This is a genomic window from Vibrio tapetis subsp. quintayensis, from assembly GCF_030409945.1.
GTDB lineage: Bacteria > Pseudomonadota > Gammaproteobacteria > Enterobacterales > Vibrionaceae > Vibrio > Vibrio quintayensis.
Window position 1 is genome coordinate 37,886 of sequence record NZ_JAUFQV010000011.1, and the last position, 17,637, is coordinate 55,522.

Consider the following 17,637-nt stretch of genomic DNA (forward strand, 5'->3'; position numbering starts at 1 on the left):
TGATTTCATACTTAAACGCAGAACCATGATTGCGCGGTTTATAAAGGGATACAAAAACCGCGACACGCAAATCTAGCTGTTAAATTTCACGACAAAACTCAATAGCCTGTTCAATAACTTGATTCGGAACATCGGACACCACTTCAGAAGTGCCAATCCCAGTCGGCAATACTAAACGCAATTTACCGGACAACACTTTTTTATCACGCATCATGTGTTTAATAAAGTCATCAAAACTCATGGTGTTAGGTGTATGGACTGGTAGCTTAGCTTTTTTTAGTATAGTGAGGATTCGTTCGAATTGCTGCTCGTCAATTAAACCTAATAGCTGAGCAGTCTTGGCCGCCATTGCAGTACCTGAAGACACGGCTTCACCGTGTAACCAAACGCCGTAGCCCATTTCAGCTTCAATTGCGTGACCAAAAGTATGACCTAAGTTAAGCAGTGCACGAATACCGGACTCTTTTTCATCTTGAGCCACAACATCCGCTTTAATTTGGCAACATCGAGCAATCGCGTAGCTCAGTGTTTGAGGGTTCAGCTCGTATAGAGAATCCATGTTCTCTTCAAGCCAAACAAAGAAGTCTTGATCGTAAATAATCCCGTACTTGATAACTTCAGCAACGCCCGCTGCGAACTCTCGCTCTGGTAACGTCGTTAAACACTGAGTATCAATCAGTACCGATTTAGGCTGATAGAAAGCCCCGATCATGTTTTTACCCAGCGGATGATTCACCGCTGTTTTGCCACCGACAGAGGAGTCTACTTGAGACAATAATGTCGTTGGAACTTGAATAAAATCTACACCACGTTGGAAGCTAGCAGCAGCAAAACCGACGATATCGCCAATTACACCGCCACCTAATGCAACCAAGGTAACGTCGCGACCATACGTGCCTTCCAATAAGAAAGACATTATGGTGTTAAACGTATCAAGTGTTTTGTATTGCTCACCGTCCGGCAATTCAAGTAACGCGGCTTCATGGCCTTGTTGCTCAAGTTGATTGATAACAGTAGATGCATACAAAGGAGCCACTGTGACATTACTTACCACAACGACTTTTTTAGACGCGATATGACAAAAGTACGCCGAGTCATTAAATAACCCGGCGCCAATAGAAATTGGGTAGCTACGCTCACCAAGTTCAACCGTAATCCGTTCCATGGGTTTGCTCTCCGAAAAATGAACTTAACGTTCTTCTAGCATTTTTACGATTTGATTGGCTACTACTTTTGCACTTTGATCGTCGGTACGAACAACGTAATCCGCAACTTCTTCATACAAAGTGTTGCGCTCGCCAGCTAGATTCTCTAGCACATCGCGAGGGTTATCCGTTTGCAGCAATGGACGCTTTTTATCGCGGTTGGTGCGTGCAAGTTGTTTTTCGATAGTCGTTTCTAGGTAAACAACAATGCCGCGTGCCGAAAGGCGATTGCGGTTTTCTTTGCTCTTCACCGAGCCACCACCGGTTGCCAGAACAATACCTTGTTGTTCTGTCAGATCGTTAATGACCATCTCTTCGCGTACACGGAATCCGTCTTCGCCTTCTACATCAAACACCCAAGCAATGTCGGCGCCAGTGCGCTCTTCAATGACTGTGTCAGAATCAACAAACTCCATATGGAGTTGTTGAGCTAGGTGTCTACCAATTGTACTTTTGCCAGCCCCCATAGGGCCCACAAGGAAAATATTTCGTTTCTCAGCCATGTTCAGCAGTATATTACAACGTTAATTCAATGACATTGCCTCAAGGTAAGCCAATTTTTGATTGGTTATATCACCCTCGAAACACCGATTCCTCACAGATAATTCGTGATCAGACCCGAAATTATCTCAATTAAGGCACCTGTTTTGCAACTTTATTTTTCATTCATTTTAATTAGTTTGTTTTCATAGACCTATTGAAGCACGACTTTCGGGGTAATAAAGATGAGTAATTCGCTTTTTCCTAAGTTTTCATAACTGCGTCTAAACAGCGCACCAAGGTAGGGAATATCCCCCAGAAAGGGCACTTTATCAACGCTATTAGTGACACTTTGCTGGTAAATTCCACCAAGCACTACCGTCTCACCATTGCTGACTAACACCTGCGTACCGATCCGTTGTGTTTCGATGGCTACCGCTTCACCATCCCCCGTTTTCACTACTTTACCGGGTCTATCTTGCGTCACACTTAAATCTAAAACCAAGCGATTATCGGGGGTGATTTGTGGCGTCACCTTTAAACTGAGCACCGCTTTTTTGAAGGCAATAGAGGTTGCCCCGCTAGACGAAGCTTCTAGGTACGGAATCTCTGTTCCTTGCTCGATATAGGCCGGTTGTTTGTTGGTAGTGATTAAACGCGGACTAGAAATAATTTCGGCTTTGTTTTCTGTTTGTAAAGCTGACAATTCCAGATCAAGTAAGGTATCTGAGCCCAATTTTGCCACCTGAAACGCGATACTGGCCGCATTGGGGTTCGTTGCGGCCAAATTGACACTCAAGAAATCATCTATTTCCACCGAACTTTTTCCATCATCCTCGCCGCCATCACCGGAATCGTATAACCCGACCACAGCTAAATTACTTTCAATTGAACCACCGGCTGAAAAGTTACCGTTGGTTGAAGAAAAACCCCAACGTACCCCTAACTCTTCCAGTTCCCCTTCCGTTACCGTTACAATTCGAGCTTCAATTTGAACCTGCTTTACCGGTATATCCAGCACGCTGATGATGCCTTCAATCACCTCTATATTATCTGCCACATCGCGAATCAAAAGAGCATTGGTTCGCTCATCAATGCTGATTGAGCCTCGATTTGAAAGCATCGACACTTCACCCTCACCTTGAATCATATCCGCCACATCAGACGCTTTTGCGTATTTGATTTTTAGAATTTTAGAGGAAAGCAGCTGTAACCCTTGAGCCAGTTTTGCCTGCTCTAATCTTGCTTGCTCTCGAGATTCAAACTCCGCTTTAGGCGCAATCAAAATCACATTGCCGTCAATGCGTTTATCTAACCCTTTTACTTTAAGGATGATGTCCAACACTTGTTGCCAAGGCACATCGTCCACTTTCAAAGTAAGATTGCCACTGACCGCATCAGAGGTGACTAAGTTAAAACCGTTGTAGTCGGCGATCAACTGCAAAACGTTCCTCACCGGAATGTCTTGGAAGTTAATGGACATTCGATTACCGGTTTTTTCACTGGTTACATTAAATTCCGTACTGTTGAAATCAGAGCTTTGATAGTCAACATCAGACGCTTCGTTTCCCTGCGCTGACATGCTCGCGGTAACACTCAAAACCAGCATCAACCATAGCCAATTAAACGTTACGTACTTCGTAACTTGCTTCATTACTCAATCCTTTTTTATTTAAATCCATGCAAATATCCAGTTATGGACGCTTAGCTACACAGATCTTAATCTGCTGTATATCCTTGTAGTGCTAGCTGCACGACTTAGTTGTGATGCTTAGCTGTTATGCTTAGTTGTTATGTCTAGTTATGATGCTGAGTCGTCGTATTCAGTGATAACTTCGTTTGCCGTTTCTGCCAACAACCGAGACCATCAGGCAGCACCTCTTGAATTAACACGTATTGGCTGGAGACCTTGATCACCCTGCCATTGTTGCGGCCTATAAAGTTCCCTCTTGATACCTTACTCATGGTTCCTGTGGGTAAATGGATAATGCCGGACAACTTACCTCCACTTCCCATGACACCACTGAGTTTTAATTGCGCGAGTGGGTATTGCTCTAATTTAGATCGCTTGCTACGTGCCTTGGGTTGCCAGCAGTTGTGGTCTTCCTGCGGTTTGAGCGCGATTTTTGCAACGTCGGGTAAGACAAAAGGCTCTCGACTTAACCCTGCATCAAATGGAATGGGTTCAAAAGACTGCACTTGCTTAAGGTCGCTAATATTGGCTTTCGCATTTAAACGAGATTGAGCAATGAACACGTCGACGGGCTCTGATTCTGCCTGACAACCAACCAACAGCCATAGACCCACGATTACGATGCTGGTGTGGCTATTTTTCATCTGTCACCTCCGGTTTAAATTGGTAGGTGTAAGCGCGCACACGAAAATGCAATGTTCTGCTTTCTTGGCTCACTCGTTGCCAACTCACATCTTCAAAGTTAATCACCCTAGGCAGCGTAGCAATGGACTCAACAAAGCGACCGATGTCTTGGTAACTTCCGGTTAGCTCTATATTCAATGGCAATTTATATAAAAAGGGCTGGTTGATTTTTTGCCCCCAGTCAATTCGAGTAAATGTTAAGTCGTGCTTGATGCCTTGCTCATTCACTGCCGCCAGTAAACTGGCCAACTCTTTTTGTTCCGGCAATTGTTTCAATAAAAACTCATACCGCTGATTAAGTTCGTCCAGTTGGTTGTTCAATTTAGGCACCACGGCCACTTGGTGTGTTTTCGCCACCAGCTGAGCTTTTAACGTCTGCTCTTGATCTATCATCCGGGTAAGCTCTTCGTTCTCTGCGGTTAAATAAAACCAACTGCCAGCCAGTTGAATCAGGACAACGATGATGATCAACACAAGCGCTTGTGGCAGTCTCGGCCACTCGGCTAGCTCCTCAACATCCAAATCTCCAAAATCTAAGCCTTTAAAATTCAAGTCTTGCCAATTCATTCGTGCCCTATATCCCTAGTACTAAGCAGTACAAACGACACATTAAATGATTTAAATAGTTGACCGAACAAATGTCGCCCCGAAACGATCGAGTGGATCTCAATCTCTACAACTGAATTTGAACGTTCGAGTTTATCTAGCATGGTGGCAAGATCTGCGGTGCTGTCACTGATGCCATTAATTTCAACCTCGAGCCCATTCATCTCTATTTTGTCGACATACACACCATCAGGAATCAAGGTGGGCAGCAGGTTCATAAACTGCGTGACTTTATTTCGGTTGTGCTGCAGTGTTTCAACCGAACCCAAACGACTAACGATGCTTTTATGGTTCGATTTTGCTTTGTCTAGGCTGCGAATTTGTTGGTCTAAGTAGTGGATGTGCGCTTGTATCTCAGCATTTCGTGATGATTGAATCGATTGCTGCTTGGTCAGGTAATACCCCGCCAGCCATTGAGTTAGAACGGAAAACGACACCATCAAAATCAATGCAAAGAAGAAGTACTGCCGATATTGTGCTCTGCGGGTTTCACGCCAAGGTGTAAAGTTAATGTTCGTCATCACGCACACCTTTCAACCAAGCAAAGCCTCCGAGCGCCAAGCCAAATGCGGTAGCATAGTGACAATTGGGGTTGCTGACTCGGAGCCGTTTACTGCTTTTTGGGCTGCTGTGTTCAACTAAAGAAAGAGGCGAAAGCAAAGCAATGTCCACATTACCGTGCGTTTTAAAGCACTCAACAAGCGACTGGTCACTCGCTCCACCACCGATTAACCACATCCCTTTAATGGCCTTGCCTCCGTTTATGGAGTTGTACAAGTTGATTTGTCGTTTGATGTTGTCGACCAACGCTTCCATCGCTTTGCTCTCTATACTGATATTCGATTGAATTTGCTTCATCCCGTAAGGAATGTCTTTATAAAACACAGAACCTGAAAACACATGACACAACGAAGTATGTTGATAACCTACATCCACCAAGATCCACTGAGATTTATCGTTATACCGCTCAGCTGTGATTCGCCAAAGACTCGCAAGCGCGTGGCTATGGATGTCTATCGAGATGGGCTTGAAACCAGATTTTTTGAACGCAAATAATCGGTTATCAATGACTTCTTTACGCGCTGCGTGAACTTGATAAGTCGCCGTGCTATTGGTGGCGCGTTCTGATTGTTCAAAATGAGAAAAGTCAAAACTCAGTTCCTCGATAGGAATGGGAGATTCCAAACCAAAAGCCTGTCCAATCGCAAACTCTAACTCTCGCCCTTCAAGCCCTTTGGCTACTTGCACCATCTTACTGTTGACCACGCTATCCGGTATGGCCGCCGCTACTTTTCGCCCACGCCATGGCAATGCACGTTTAAGTTCTGCCAGTTTTTTAACAATATTCTGATGATCAAGCGTGTGGTTATCGGCAAAAATACCCTCAGGCATCAACAATTCATGGAAGTGCATCAGCTCCAGTTGCTCCTTTGACTCTCGCAGCACCACCGCTTTGATGCTGTAGTGCCCGATATCAATCCCTGTAACTAAGACTTTCCCCATGACGACGTTGCCCTTAAATCAGTGGTACAATTGCGACTAATGACGATACTTAGAAAAAAACATAGCCGAACCATGTGGTTACTTTGTATCCTAGTCTAAAATGTTTTGTTATATATCAGCCTAATCAATCAGGGATTATTCGGTGAAACTCATAAAGAATTTATTAATATTTTCATTGGTTTGCATAATTTTGGGAGTCGGTACAATTATTGGCTTCTATTATTACGTGAAGCCTGAACTGCCGGATGTAGCAACACTACGTGATGTGCAGCTTCAAACACCGATGCAGGTTTTCAGTCAAGACGGCAAGTTAATTGCCCATTTTGGTGAGAAACGTCGAATCCCGGTGAAATATGAAGATATCCCGCAACACCTCATTGAAGCCCTAATCGCAACCGAAGACAGCCGCTTTTATGATCACCCCGGCATAGACCCTATTGGTATTACTCGTGCCGCCTTGGTTGTCGCTATGTCTGGTTCGGCAAAACAAGGGGCGAGTACCATTACTCAGCAATTGGCTCGTAACTTTTTCTTATCCAATGAGAAAAAGATAATGAGGAAAATCAAAGAGATTTTTATTGCCATCCATATCGAACAGCTTCTCAGTAAAGAAGAGATCATGGAGCTGTACGTTAATAAAATTTTCTTAGGGCATCGTTCTTACGGTTTCGGCGCCGCGGCGCGTGTGTATTTTGGTAAAGATTTACCCGATTTAACGCTAAGCGAACAAGCAACCTTAGCTGGCATGCCAAAAGCGCCTTCTACGATGAATCCTATTTATTCAGTCAAGCGCGCGACTCATCGTCGTAACGTTGTTTTGATGAGAATGCTAGACGAAAAGTACATAACCCAAGAAGAATACGACCAAGCCCGAGCAGAAGACATCGTGTCTCGTTATCATGGCGCTGAAATTGAACTCAGTGCCCCTTACGTTGCAGAGCTTGCACGTGCTTGGATGGTAGAGCGATACGGAGAAGAGGCTTATACCTCTGGCATGCGTATCTACACAACGATTAAGTCGGACTTACAATCATCAGCCAATGATGCTGCTATCAACAATCTATTAGATTACGACGAAAGACACGGCTACCGTGGTGAAGAGCGTATTTTATGGAAAGATGGAGAAGCGAATTGGGACGATGAAACCATGGCAAAACACCTGAAGAAGGTGCCAACCTATGGCCAGATCACGCCTGCTATTGTGCTCAATGTTACGAACAAGGCTGCCGATGTTTACATCAAAAATGAAGGGCATACCACACTAGAGTGGGATGGCATGAAATGGGCTCGCCGTTTCATTACCGACAAAAAACAAGGTTCAGCTCCAAAAAATGCAACAGAAATCATCACAACAGGTGAGCAAATTTGGGTTCGCCAAGTGCAATCCCCCGCTACTGATGAAGAGCTAGAACAACAAACCACATGGAAACTAAGCCAAGTTCCGGTAGCCAATACCGCTTTCATTGCGATGAACCCTGAAAATGGCGCGGTCATGTCTTTGGTCGGTGGCTTTAATTTTGTTCACAGCAAGTTTAACCGTGCGACTCAATCTGTTCGTCAGGTGGGGTCGAGTATTAAACCGTTCATCTATTCTGCTGCTATCGATAATGGCCTAACGCTCGCGAGCCTGATTAACGACGCACCCATTAACCAGTGGGATAAAAGCCAAGGTACAGCATGGAGACCTAAAAACTCGCCTCCGACTTACGTAGGCCCTACGCGTTTACGCATTGGCTTAGCGCAATCTAAAAACGTCATGGCCATTCGCGTTTTACGCCAAGTTGGTTTGGATAAAACTCGAGAATACTTAACTCGCTTTGGTTTTGATATCAACCAAGTACCTCGTTCTGAAACTATTGCTCTTGGTGCCGGCAGCCTAACGCCAATGAAGATGGCTCAAGGATACTCAGTATTTTCTAACGGCGGTTACTACGTAGAACCTTTCTATATTGAGCGTGTTGAAACCCCATTTGGTGAGTTAGAATTTGAAGCATCACCAAAAGTGGTCTGTCATAACGATTGCCAAAAACCGACAACGGATAATCAATTCGATGAGCAAGATGTCGAAACTGAAACGCAATATGCGCCACAAGTTATCTCTGAGCAAACCGCATTCTTGGTTCGTGAAATGATGTACAGCAACGTTTGGGGCGGAGGCAACTGGCGCCACAAAACAGGTTGGAATGGCACAGGCTGGCGTGCACAGAAACTAGGCCGTCGTGATATCGGTGGTAAAACCGGTACCACCAATGACTCGAAAGACGCATGGTACAACGGTTACGCCCCTGGAATGGTCGCTATTTCTTGGGTAGGTTTTGATACTCATGATCGTAACTTAGGCCGCACCACTAAAAATTCGAACCTAGGTAAAGAGCAAATAACAGGCGCTGAAGCCGGTGCAAAAACAGCGCAACCAGCGTGGGTTGATTTCATGCGTGTCGCATTGGAAAACGTACCAGCCCAACGCAAGCAAGTACCCGCTAACATCGTTCGCGCTCGTATTGATTTAGAAACTGGATTACTAACGCACAAAAGTGACGAAAGCACCATGTTCGAATATTTCTTACGCGGTACTGAACCGACAGAGTACGTGAAGAAAACAATGACCGATACGATCTACAATTCCGGCGATGAAGGTGAGGAGTTGTTTTAACGATGAAGTACTAAAGCGGTCGCAAGCTCCCTACTAAAAGCTAGACCGCTTCGCTTCGAGTAAGAGTAAGAGCAAGAGCTAAACGTTCTAATTTAGCCCCTTGCTCTTCTATTCTCTTTTCTCTTTTCTCTTCTTATTACTTAGCTTTTAGCACTTCGCCTTTAGTACTTCGCCCTTAGCACTTCGCGCCCACCACCACTTCACTAATACACTTTGCCAATTGCTCAAAGCGGTGTCTTAACGGTGAACCTGGGCGGTATGCCAATACAATTTGGCGGCTTGGTTTAGGCTCTGTTGCGTGTAAATAGCACACACCATCTCGTTCTTTATCTTGGGGAACCGATAACTCAGGCAATAACGTAATACCGCCACCAGCGGCGACCATATTACGCAGCGTCTCTAAACTGGTGGCTTTAAAGCGCTCGTCATCTTTCGCTCCTGCGGCAAAACAATAGCCTAATGCTTGATCTCTCAGGCAGTGCCCATCACCAAGTGAGAGTACCGTTTTTCCGTTTAGCTCTAGCATTTCAATCTCATCGAGTTTCGCCCACTCATGCTCACAAGGCACGGCCAATCGAAGCGGCTCGTCATACAAGAGAAGTTCTTTAAACGGTTCTGTTTCTTTAACAGCCGCCAACACGAGGCAATCTAACTGCCCTTCAGCCAATTGACGCACCAACTGATGTGTTTGCGCTTCATAAAGATAGAGCTCTAAGTCAGGAAAACGAGATTTAAGCTCTGGCACAATCTTTGGCATTAAGTATGGCCCGACCGTAGGAATAAACCCCACATGCAGTGGCCCACACATTTCATTACCTTGCAGGCTAGCCAATTCTTTAAAGCTTTTTACTTCCGCCAAAATGCGCTTCGCTTGATCGACTAGCTGTAATCCCGCTTGAGTAAACAACACCCGACGACTACTGCGCTCAGTCAGCACAACATCCAACTCTTCTTCAAGCTTCTTTATTTGCCCACTTAACGTTGGCTGACTCACAAAGCACGCTTCAGCAGCTTTACGAAAATGCTGATGCTCCGCCAATGCAACCAAATACTCCAAGTCCCGAATGTTCATTACTCCCCCTTATAAATAAAGAATCCACCACTTCCAATACTTAGCTCTTAGCACCTAGCTTTTAGAACTTCGCTTTCAGCACCTAGCTTTTAGCACTTAGCCTTTAGTACTTAGCTTTTAGTACTTAGCTTCTAGCACTTCAATAGCTGTTACCTATCAAAACGATAACACCAAACGATTAGAGCTATCAAACGTTTTGTTTGATAATAGCTCCATCGACACAAAACGGGCTGAAGCAATCAGCTAAACTATAAGCAACTCAACACTGATTGTTGAAGCTAACCAAAACGTTAAAGGAAAAAATTATGTTTACATCTAAAGAAGGCCAAGCAATTCCACAAGTGACTTTCCCTACTCGCCAAGGTGATGCATGGGTAAACGTAACAACTGAAGAACTGTTCAAAGACAAGACCGTTATTGTATTCAGCCTACCTGGCGCATTCACACCAACGTGTTCTTCAAGCCACTTGCCACGTTACAACGAGCTACATTCTGTATTTAAAGATCACGGCGTGGATGACATTCTTTGTGTTTCAGTAAACGATACGTTCGTAATGAACGCTTGGAAAAACGACCAAGAAGCCGAAAACATCACCTTCATTCCAGATGGTAACGGTGACTTCACAGACGGCATGGGCATGTTAGTTGACAAAAATGACCTAGGCTTTGGTAAGCGTTCATGGCGCTACAGCATGCTGGTTAAAAACGGCGTCGTTGAAAAAATGTTCATCGAAGAAGACGTACCGGGTGACCCGTTCAAAGTTTCTGATGCTGACACAATGCTTAACTTTGTTGCACCAGAGTACAAATCACAGGAATCAATCACCGTATTTACTAAACCTGGTTGTCCTTTCTGTGTGAAAGCGAAACAAAACTTGATTGATCACGGTCTTCAATATGAGGAAGTGGTTTTAGGTAAAGACGCGACAACCGTCAGCCTACGAGCAATTACTGGCCGCACAACCGTTCCACAAGTGTTCATCGGTGGTAAACACATAGGCGGCAGTGAAGAGCTAGAACTGCACCTCAAGTAACAAGTACGAAATACTAAGTGCGAGGTTCACATTATGCGTGACCTCGCTCTCTCTAGAACTTAGAACTTAGAACTTAGAAACAGGGTTTCCTTATGAATCAATTAAGTGTAGATGTTGCAATTATCGGTGGTGGTACTGCTGGTTTGGGTGCTTACCGAGCTGCTAAAGCTCACGGAGCTAAAGTAGTCATGATTGAAGGTGGCCCTTATGGCACCACATGTGCCCGTGTGGGTTGCATGCCATCTAAACTCTTGATTGCAGCAGCAGAAAGCGTGCATCAAATTGAAAAAGCACCGGCTTTTGGTGTTTACCCTCAAGGTGAAACCGTCATCAATGGCCGTGAAGTCATGGACCGCGTAAAACGTGAACGTGACCGCTTTGTTGGTTTTGTGATTGAAGGCGTCGATGAAATTCCAGCTGAAGATAAAATCTCTGGCTACGCAAAATTCGCTGACAATGAAACTCTCATTGTGGACGACCACACTGAAATTAAAGCAAAGCGCATTGTAATGGCAACGGGTTCTCGCCCTGCCTACCCGGGTGTTTGGAATGAACTGGGCGATCGCCTAATTGTGAACGACGATTTATTTGAGTGGGACGATCTTCCTGAGTCTGTTGCCGTATTTGGCCCGGGCGTTATTGGCCTAGAACTCGGCCAAGCACTGCATCGCTTGGGCGTGAAAGTGAAGATGTTTGGTCTTGGCGGTCAAGTTGGCCCAATAACCGACCCAGAAGTCATGGCTTATGCCAATAAAACATTCCAACAAGAGTTTTACTTAGACGCTGATGTAAAAGTAGAGAGCATCAAGCGCATTGAAGACAAAGTAGAAATTCAATTCATCAATCACGATGGTGAACTGGAAACATTTAATACCGACTATTTATTAGCCGCAACAGGTCGTAGACCCAATGTTGACAAGCTAGCACTAGAAAACACAGACGTAGCTCTGGACGAACGCGGCGTGCCAACGGCCGACCACTACACATTACAAACATCAGTGGAAAGCATTTTTATCGCTGGTGATGCAAGCAACCAATTGCCGCTACTGCACGAAGCCGCAGACCAAGGCCGAATTGCAGGTGACAATGCAGGTCGCTTCCCTGACATTCGCGCTGGTTTACGTCGTTCATCGATTTCAGCCGTGTTCAGCGACCCTCAAATTGCGATGGTCGGTGAAACATACAAACAAATTACAGAACGTCTTGGTAACTGTGGCTGTTTTGCAACGGGTGTGGTTTCATTTGAAAACCAAGGCCGCTCTCGCGTTATGTTACGTAACAAAGGCGTTTTGCACGTCTATGGCGAACAAGGTACTGGCCGCTTCTTAGGTGCCGAAATGATGGGGCCTAATGCGGAACATTTAGCCCACTTACTGGCATGGGCTCACCAAAATAAGATGACGGTATCTGAAATGCTAGACATGCCTTTCTATCATCCAGTCATTGAAGAAGGCGTGCGTACTGCGCTGCGTGATTTGAATGCGAAACTGCACTTAGGCCCAGAGATGGTGAAACACTGTCTAGATTGTGGACCAGGGTGTTAGGAAACCGCTGCGCGGTTTAGGTTCTAGAGCGGTCGCAGCTCCCTATAAGGGGCTAGGCCGCTTCGGGTCTAAGTTCTATAAAAATGTTATCTCCACCGATAACCAATATTCTACATTCCTCCTCGACTAAATTTCACTACCTCGTTATCCTGTTCTGCTTTCTTATAGATAAAGTTGTTCCTATAAATGCAAGATAAACACGGATTGCTGACCGCACCTATTGATGTGGTGCTGCGTCAAATGACAGTACCTATGGTGTTTGGCATCGTTGCAATTTTAATGTTTAACTTGGTTGATACCTTTTTTATCTCTTTGCTTGGTACCCAAGCGCTTGCTGCTATTAGCTTTACCTTCCCTGTCACCTTTGCCGTGAACTGTATTACGATGGGGATCGGAATGGGGCTTTCAACCAATATAGGCCGACTTCTAGGCCGAGGGGATAATCAACAAGCGGCTCGATTCTCTTCTCACGGCCTGTTACTTGCTGTGCTGTTGGTCATCATCGCATCCAGCTTTGGCTTAATATCTATAGAACCTTTATTTCGCTTATTAGGTGCTGAACCACAACTTATTCCACTCATCGAGCAATACATGCAGGTTTGGTATTTGACCATCCCATTGCTTGTTATCCCGATGGCGGGCAATGCAGCGATTCGTGCCAGTGGCGATACAAAAACACCTGCAAAAATCATGATGTTAGCGGGCTTAATCAACGGCATACTCGACCCGTTGTTAATTTTCGGAATTGGCCCTTTTCCTGAGCTGGGCATTCAAGGTGCGGCAATCGCCTCAGGGCTCAGCTGGCTAGGAGCACTCACAGGCTCGCTTTATGTCCTGATCAAACGCGAAAAATTGCTGGCGTTACCTTACTTCCCTACTCTATTTTCTGACTGGCGACAGATCTTAAAAATAGGCACACCTGCCGCTATTTCCAATGCCATGACCCCGCTTTCCGGCGCAGTACTGATGATTCTGTTAGCCAAACACGGTACAGAAGCTGTGGCTGCTTATGGTGCGGCTCAGCGAGTGGAATCGGTATTATTGTTGGTGATGATGGCGCTCACCTCCGCCTTAACGCCATTTATGGCGCAAAATATCGGCGCCAACAACTACCAGCGAAGCTTCAAAGCGCTGTTCTTAAGCATGCGTTTTTCTATTGTTTTTCAACTGCTGATATTCATTATGATGGTGCCTTTAAGCCACGCCTTATCTGAACTCTTCTCCCAAGAGCAAAGCGTTCGCGACCTACTCTGGCACTACTTACTGTTCGTACCTTTCAGCTATGGTTTCCAAGGCATCATGATGGTATTAATCAGCGGATTAAATGCAATGCACAAACCGATGCAGGCATTTTGTTGGAGTGGTTTTCGATTATTCGGATTAACCCTGCCCTCCGCATGGATAGGCAGCTTGATATACAGCATTGAAGGATTGTTCATCGGTATCGCCGTTGGCAATATTCTAGGTGGGATTTTAGGGTATTTGTATGCGGTAAGGTTTAGGAAAGAGTTTCAAGGCTAGAGGCGGAAGGCGGGCTATCTTCAACAATTTCGAACACCCGTCTTATCTTTTCCTTCTGCCTATAGGACAAAGTCCGTCCCTATGCCTAGAACCAAGTACTTAGCTTTTAGTACTTAGCTTTTAGTACTTGCTCTATATCCCATCCCCACCAACAAATGTTTGTGATTTACCATTAAACTGCTGATCCATATCCAGTGATGGCTTGTCTGTTTGTGGTTTACCAACGATTTTTGCGGGAACGCCAGCCACTGTGGTGTGCGCCGGTACGGCTTGTAATACGACAGAGCCTGAGCCAATTTTAGCGCCTTGGCCAACTTCGATGTTACCTAAAATTTTCGAGCCAGCGCCAATCATTACGCCTTCTCGAATTTTAGGGTGTCGATCACCGCACTCTTTACCTGTCCCCCCCAGCGTCACGTCTTGAAGAATAGAGACGTCATTTTCTACAATGGCCGTTTCACCAATAACAATCCCGGTAGCGTGATCGAGCATGATGCCATGACCAATACGCGCCGCAGGATGAATGTCGACTTGGCAAGCCACTGAAATTTGGTTTTGCAAATAGGTCGCTAAAGCACTTCGCCCTTGCTTCCATAACCAGTTAGCGACACGGTAGCCTTGCAGTGCATGGTACCCTTTCAAATAAAGCAATGGCATAGAATACATAGCAACTGCAGGGTCACGATTTACCGTCGCGCAAATATCACAAGCCGCCGCACTAGTAATAGACGGATCTGCAGCAAAAGCTTGCTCGACAACTTCACGCACAGCCATCGCTGGCATCGATGCCGTCTTAAGTTTATTCGCTAAGATATAACTTAACGCAGCGCCTAGGCTATCGTGATTAATGATAGTGGCGTGATAAAAACTCGCCAACATCGGCTCTTGCTCAGACTGCTCACGCGCCTCACGAACAATCGCTTCCCACACTACTTGTTTTTCACATCGCTTCATTTACTCGGTCCTTCGTTCCTCGAAGTGCTAAAAGCTAAGTACTAAAAGCTAAGTACTAAAAGCTAAGTAAAGCTAAGATTTAGGCCTTACTTCGCTTTTAGTATTTAGAACTTAGCACTTCGACTCATTACGCCTCTGACTTCTTATCTCTAGCTAATAGATCTTGCGCAGCCATACGTGCATCTTTGCCTTGATACAGTACTTGATAGATTTGGTCAACTATCGGCATCTCTACGCCTATGCGTTTTGCTAGTACCCACACCTCTTTGGTGTTGCGGTAACCTTCAACCACTTGGCCGATTTCTTCTTGTGCTGTGTCGACATCTTTACCAGTGCCTAGCGCCAAACCAAAACGACGGTTACGAGATTGGTTATCGGTACAAGTGAGTACCAAATCACCTAAGCCGGCCATGCCCATAAAGGTTTCTTGCTGCGCACCTAATGCCGTGCCTAAACGAGTCATCTCTGCTAGGCCGCGAGTAATCAGAGCTGTTCGAGCATTAGCACCAAAACCAATACCATCAGACATACCAGCACCAATCGCAATCACGTTTTTCACTGCGCCACCCAACTGCATGCCGATAAAGTCAGTATTTGCGTAAACACGGAAGGTTTTGCTGCAGTGGATTTTTTCTTGCAGATCTTTTACAAATACTTCATCAGGAGACGCGACAGAAATCGCTGTCGGCATGCCCATAGCTAATTCTTTAGCAAACGTAGGCCCAGAAAGCACCGCTAGCGAATAATCTTCACCGATGATGTCGTGAGCCACTTCTTTTAATAGACGGCCGGTTTCTGGCTCTAGCCCTTTCGTTGCCCAACACATACGAGTATCGTCACGTAAATGCGGTTTCAAACTTTTTAACACAATACCAAATACATGGCTTGGCACGACCACCAGCAAATCTCGGCTAGCGTGTACGGCTTTTTCTAAATTCGATTCAACAATCAAAGATTCAGGAAAGTCGATACCAGGCAAAAACTCATGATTAGCGCGATCCGCTTCTAGGCGATCCATATGCTGCTTTTCATGGCCCCAAATCACTACATTTGCACCGTTACGCGCCAATGAAATCGCCAGAGATGTGCCGTAAGAACCTGCGCCAATCACCGTCATCGCAATGTCTTTGCCGTAAACCTGTTCGCCGAAAGCTTGTGTCATTTTTCTGCCTGATAGGTAAGAGTCAATTAAGACTATTCTAAAATAAAAAAATGCACATCGCATCGAAAGATTTGATGTGCATTTGAAATGCTAAAAGCTAAGTTCTAAAAGCTAAGTACTAAAAGCTAAAAGCGAAGTGTTGTTACTTAGCACTTCGAGTTTCGTACTTAGCACTTCAACTACGCTTCTGTTTCTGCTTCTGCAGAGCCTTCAGCTTGGTTTTGTAGGTAGTTCATGAACAATGCATCAAAGTTAACTGGTGCTAGGTTCAATTGTGGGAACGTACCTTTAACCACTAGGCTTGAGATAGTTTCGCGAGCGTATGGGAATAGGATGTTAGGGCAGAATGCGCCTAGGCAATGCGCTAGTTGACCCGCTTCCATTTGACCAGCAGTGAAGATACCACCTTGCTGAACTTCACATAGGAACGCCGTTTCTTCTTCGTTCTTAACCGTAACCGTTAGACGAAGGATGACTTCGTAAACGCCTTCACCAAGCTCACGGCTTTGCGTGTCTAGGTCTAACTTAACATCTGGGTTCCATTCTTTTTGGAACATGTCAGGAGAGTTAGGCGCTTCAAAAGAAACGTCTTTAAGGAAGATGCGTTGGATAGCGAATTGTTGTGCTTCTTGAGGTGCTGCTTCAGCCATGATTAAAGTCCTTTAAAATATTCTATCAGTTTGCACCGAGCCTAACCGAGCCGAAATGGTTTGACTAGGAAACCTTGGCAGTACGTGCCAAAGCTCACATCTCTTCGCCTTGGTTGACGAAAAATCACTCAGTGCAATAAAAATCGAGTGTGTGCTACTTATTGTTTGACGGTTTGCCAGAGCCCACCGCATTCAACAATCGTCTATTTTTTGCCACGTACTAGCGGCATGTTTGCTTCGTTCCAAGCAATAAGACCATTCTTCAATAAGTGAACATTTTCAAAACCTGCTTTAGCCAGTTCATTTGCACTTGCTACTGCGGTTTGGCCCGTCTTACATACAACTGTAATTGGGCTCGATTTGTACTTTTCAAGGCTAGAAATAGAGCCATTTTTAATATCAGACGGCAAAATGTGAACTGCGCCCGTAATGTGGCCCTGCTTGTACTCATCCAATGAGCGAATATCAATCACTACGCCTTCATCACGGTTGATGAACTGAGTCACTTCAGCTGGCGTCACTTCTTTGTAACCGGCCGTTTTCGCTTTAACAATGTTCATAATAAGGGCAACAAAAAGACCAGCCCATACCACAACCATAATCATATTTTGAGAAATAAAATCCATGTACTCTTGCATATATTACGCTCTTGCAATGTGTTTGCTTAAATTATGAGGGCACGAGTATAGCGTGAGGGTGCACGAGATGCGAGAGGTGTAGACATAAATGAGAATTCGCGTTGCTCATTTTAAGTGCGAAGTGCGAAAAGCTAAAACGGTCGCAAGCTCCCTACTAAGTAGAAGAGCACGTATCTCGCCGTACTTCGCTTTTAGCATTTCGCCTTTAGTACTTCGCTTTTAGCACCTCGCCTTTAGC

The 17,637-nt window shown here is 45.1% G+C and carries 16 protein-coding genes; 4 read left to right on the forward strand and 12 right to left on the reverse strand.

What is annotated here, in order from left to right; translation table 11 throughout:
• Positions 1 to 79 precede the first annotated feature (79 nt).
• From aroB to pilM, 7 genes are all read right to left on the reverse strand, one after another.
• Entirely contained in the window at positions 80 to 1,165 is a 1,086-nt protein-coding gene (gene aroB / locus QWZ04_RS03600) for a 3-dehydroquinate synthase (protein WP_290325033.1), read from the reverse strand.
• A gap of 24 nt (positions 1,166 to 1,189) precedes the next feature.
• On the reverse strand, positions 1,190 to 1,708 hold the full coding sequence (gene aroK / locus QWZ04_RS03605) for a shikimate kinase AroK (protein ID WP_102523338.1): 519 nt from the start codon (positions 1,706 to 1,708) through the stop codon (positions 1,190 to 1,192).
• Between the two features lie 191 nt (positions 1,709 to 1,899).
• The gene (locus tag QWZ04_RS03610) at positions 1,900 to 3,339 is read right to left on the reverse strand and encodes a type IV pilus secretin PilQ (protein WP_290325037.1); all 1,440 of its coding nucleotides are present in this window, start codon (positions 3,337 to 3,339) and stop codon (positions 1,900 to 1,902) included.
• A 143-nt stretch (positions 3,340 to 3,482) separates the two neighbouring features.
• Entirely contained in the window at positions 3,483 to 4,022 is a 540-nt protein-coding gene (locus QWZ04_RS03615) for a pilus assembly protein PilP (RefSeq protein WP_290325039.1), read from the reverse strand.
• Positions 4,012 to 4,629, reverse strand: coding sequence for a type IV pilus inner membrane component PilO (locus QWZ04_RS03620; protein ID WP_290325041.1), 618 nt, complete (start codon positions 4,627 to 4,629; stop codon positions 4,012 to 4,014). The genes QWZ04_RS03615 and QWZ04_RS03620 overlap by 11 nt, the downstream gene beginning before the upstream one ends.
• Positions 4,626 to 5,192: a PilN domain-containing protein gene (locus tag QWZ04_RS03625; protein ID WP_290325043.1), complete on the reverse strand. Its 567-nt coding sequence runs from the start codon at positions 5,190 to 5,192 to the stop codon at positions 4,626 to 4,628. The genes QWZ04_RS03620 and QWZ04_RS03625 overlap by 4 nt, the downstream gene beginning before the upstream one ends.
• Positions 5,176 to 6,171, reverse strand: coding sequence for a type IV pilus assembly protein PilM (gene pilM, locus QWZ04_RS03630; protein WP_290325045.1), 996 nt, complete (start codon positions 6,169 to 6,171; stop codon positions 5,176 to 5,178). The genes QWZ04_RS03625 and pilM overlap by 17 nt, the downstream gene beginning before the upstream one ends.
• Positions 6,172 to 6,313: 142 nt before the next feature.
• Here pilM and QWZ04_RS03635 point away from each other — a divergent pair, with 142 nt between their 5' ends.
• Positions 6,314 to 8,824, forward strand: coding sequence for a penicillin-binding protein 1A (locus QWZ04_RS03635; RefSeq protein ID WP_290325048.1), 2,511 nt, complete (start codon positions 6,314 to 6,316; stop codon positions 8,822 to 8,824).
• Positions 8,825 to 8,999: 175 nt separating this feature from the next.
• Here the strand turns inward: QWZ04_RS03635 and oxyR are convergent, their stop codons facing one another.
• Positions 9,000 to 9,896 carry a DNA-binding transcriptional regulator OxyR gene (gene oxyR / locus QWZ04_RS03640; protein WP_290325050.1) on the reverse strand — a complete coding sequence of 299 codons (897 nt, stop codon included), beginning with the start codon at positions 9,894 to 9,896 and terminating at the stop codon, positions 9,000 to 9,002.
• Positions 9,897 to 10,201: 305 nt separating this feature from the next.
• Between oxyR and QWZ04_RS03645 the strand changes: the two genes are divergently transcribed.
• The 3 genes from QWZ04_RS03645 (at position 10,202) to QWZ04_RS03655 (ending at position 13,995) form a co-directional block, all read left to right on the forward strand.
• Positions 10,202 to 10,930 carry a glutathione peroxidase gene (locus tag QWZ04_RS03645; RefSeq protein WP_290325052.1) on the forward strand — a complete coding sequence of 243 codons (729 nt, stop codon included), beginning with the start codon at positions 10,202 to 10,204 and terminating at the stop codon, positions 10,928 to 10,930.
• A gap of 92 nt (positions 10,931 to 11,022) precedes the next feature.
• Complete coding sequence (locus QWZ04_RS03650; RefSeq protein ID WP_290325054.1) at positions 11,023 to 12,474, forward strand: dihydrolipoyl dehydrogenase; 1,452 nt, start codon at positions 11,023 to 11,025, stop codon at positions 12,472 to 12,474.
• A gap of 186 nt (positions 12,475 to 12,660) precedes the next feature.
• Positions 12,661 to 13,995: an MATE family efflux transporter gene (locus tag QWZ04_RS03655; RefSeq protein ID WP_290325056.1), complete on the forward strand. Its 1,335-nt coding sequence runs from the start codon at positions 12,661 to 12,663 to the stop codon at positions 13,993 to 13,995.
• 132 nt (positions 13,996 to 14,127) lie between these two features.
• Here QWZ04_RS03655 and cysE read toward each other — a convergent pair whose 3' ends face one another.
• The 4 genes from cysE to QWZ04_RS03675 all read right to left on the reverse strand — a co-directional run bounded on the left by cysE (position 14,128) and on the right by QWZ04_RS03675 (position 17,399).
• Positions 14,128 to 14,949: a serine O-acetyltransferase gene (cysE, locus tag QWZ04_RS03660; protein WP_290325057.1), complete on the reverse strand. Its 822-nt coding sequence runs from the start codon at positions 14,947 to 14,949 to the stop codon at positions 14,128 to 14,130.
• Positions 14,950 to 15,076: 127 nt separating this feature from the next.
• Positions 15,077 to 16,111: an NAD(P)H-dependent glycerol-3-phosphate dehydrogenase gene (gene gpsA / locus QWZ04_RS03665; RefSeq protein WP_290325059.1), complete on the reverse strand. Its 1,035-nt coding sequence runs from the start codon at positions 16,109 to 16,111 to the stop codon at positions 15,077 to 15,079.
• A gap of 179 nt (positions 16,112 to 16,290) precedes the next feature.
• The gene (gene secB, locus QWZ04_RS03670; protein WP_290325062.1) at positions 16,291 to 16,761 is read right to left on the reverse strand and encodes a protein-export chaperone SecB; all 471 of its coding nucleotides are present in this window, start codon (positions 16,759 to 16,761) and stop codon (positions 16,291 to 16,293) included.
• 203 nt (positions 16,762 to 16,964) lie between these two features.
• The gene (locus QWZ04_RS03675; RefSeq protein WP_102523351.1) at positions 16,965 to 17,399 is read right to left on the reverse strand and encodes a rhodanese-like domain-containing protein; all 435 of its coding nucleotides are present in this window, start codon (positions 17,397 to 17,399) and stop codon (positions 16,965 to 16,967) included.
• Between the last annotated feature and the right edge of the window lie 238 nt (positions 17,400 to 17,637).

Excerpts from the sequence above, each read along its gene's own strand:
- cysE (WP_290325057.1), bottom strand. The coding sequence starts at position 14,949 with ATGAAGCGATGTGAAAAACAAGTAGTGTGGGAAGCGATTGTTCGTGAG.
- QWZ04_RS03645 (WP_290325052.1), top strand. The coding sequence starts at position 10,202 with ATGTTTACATCTAAAGAAGGCCAAGCAATTCCACAAGTGACTTTCCCT.
- QWZ04_RS03610 (WP_290325037.1), bottom strand. The coding sequence starts at position 3,339 with ATGAAGCAAGTTACGAAGTACGTAACGTTTAATTGGCTATGGTTGATG.
- QWZ04_RS03650 (WP_290325054.1), top strand. The coding sequence starts at position 11,023 with ATGAATCAATTAAGTGTAGATGTTGCAATTATCGGTGGTGGTACTGCT.
- pilM (WP_290325045.1), bottom strand. The coding sequence starts at position 6,171 with ATGGGGAAAGTCTTAGTTACAGGGATTGATATCGGGCACTACAGCATC.
- QWZ04_RS03615 (WP_290325039.1), bottom strand. The coding sequence starts at position 4,022 with ATGAAAAATAGCCACACCAGCATCGTAATCGTGGGTCTATGGCTGTTG.
- secB (WP_290325062.1), bottom strand. The coding sequence starts at position 16,761 with ATGGCTGAAGCAGCACCTCAAGAAGCACAACAATTCGCTATCCAACGC.
- aroB (WP_290325033.1), bottom strand. The coding sequence starts at position 1,165 with ATGGAACGGATTACGGTTGAACTTGGTGAGCGTAGCTACCCAATTTCT.
- QWZ04_RS03655 (WP_290325056.1), top strand. The coding sequence starts at position 12,661 with ATGCAAGATAAACACGGATTGCTGACCGCACCTATTGATGTGGTGCTG.
- oxyR (WP_290325050.1), bottom strand. The coding sequence starts at position 9,896 with ATGAACATTCGGGACTTGGAGTATTTGGTTGCATTGGCGGAGCATCAG.
- QWZ04_RS03620 (WP_290325041.1), bottom strand. The coding sequence starts at position 4,629 with ATGAATTGGCAAGACTTGAATTTTAAAGGCTTAGATTTTGGAGATTTG.
- aroK (WP_102523338.1), bottom strand. The coding sequence starts at position 1,708 with ATGGCTGAGAAACGAAATATTTTCCTTGTGGGCCCTATGGGGGCTGGC.
- QWZ04_RS03675 (WP_102523351.1), bottom strand. The coding sequence starts at position 17,399 with ATGCAAGAGTACATGGATTTTATTTCTCAAAATATGATTATGGTTGTG.
- gpsA (WP_290325059.1), bottom strand. The coding sequence starts at position 16,111 with ATGACACAAGCTTTCGGCGAACAGGTTTACGGCAAAGACATTGCGATG.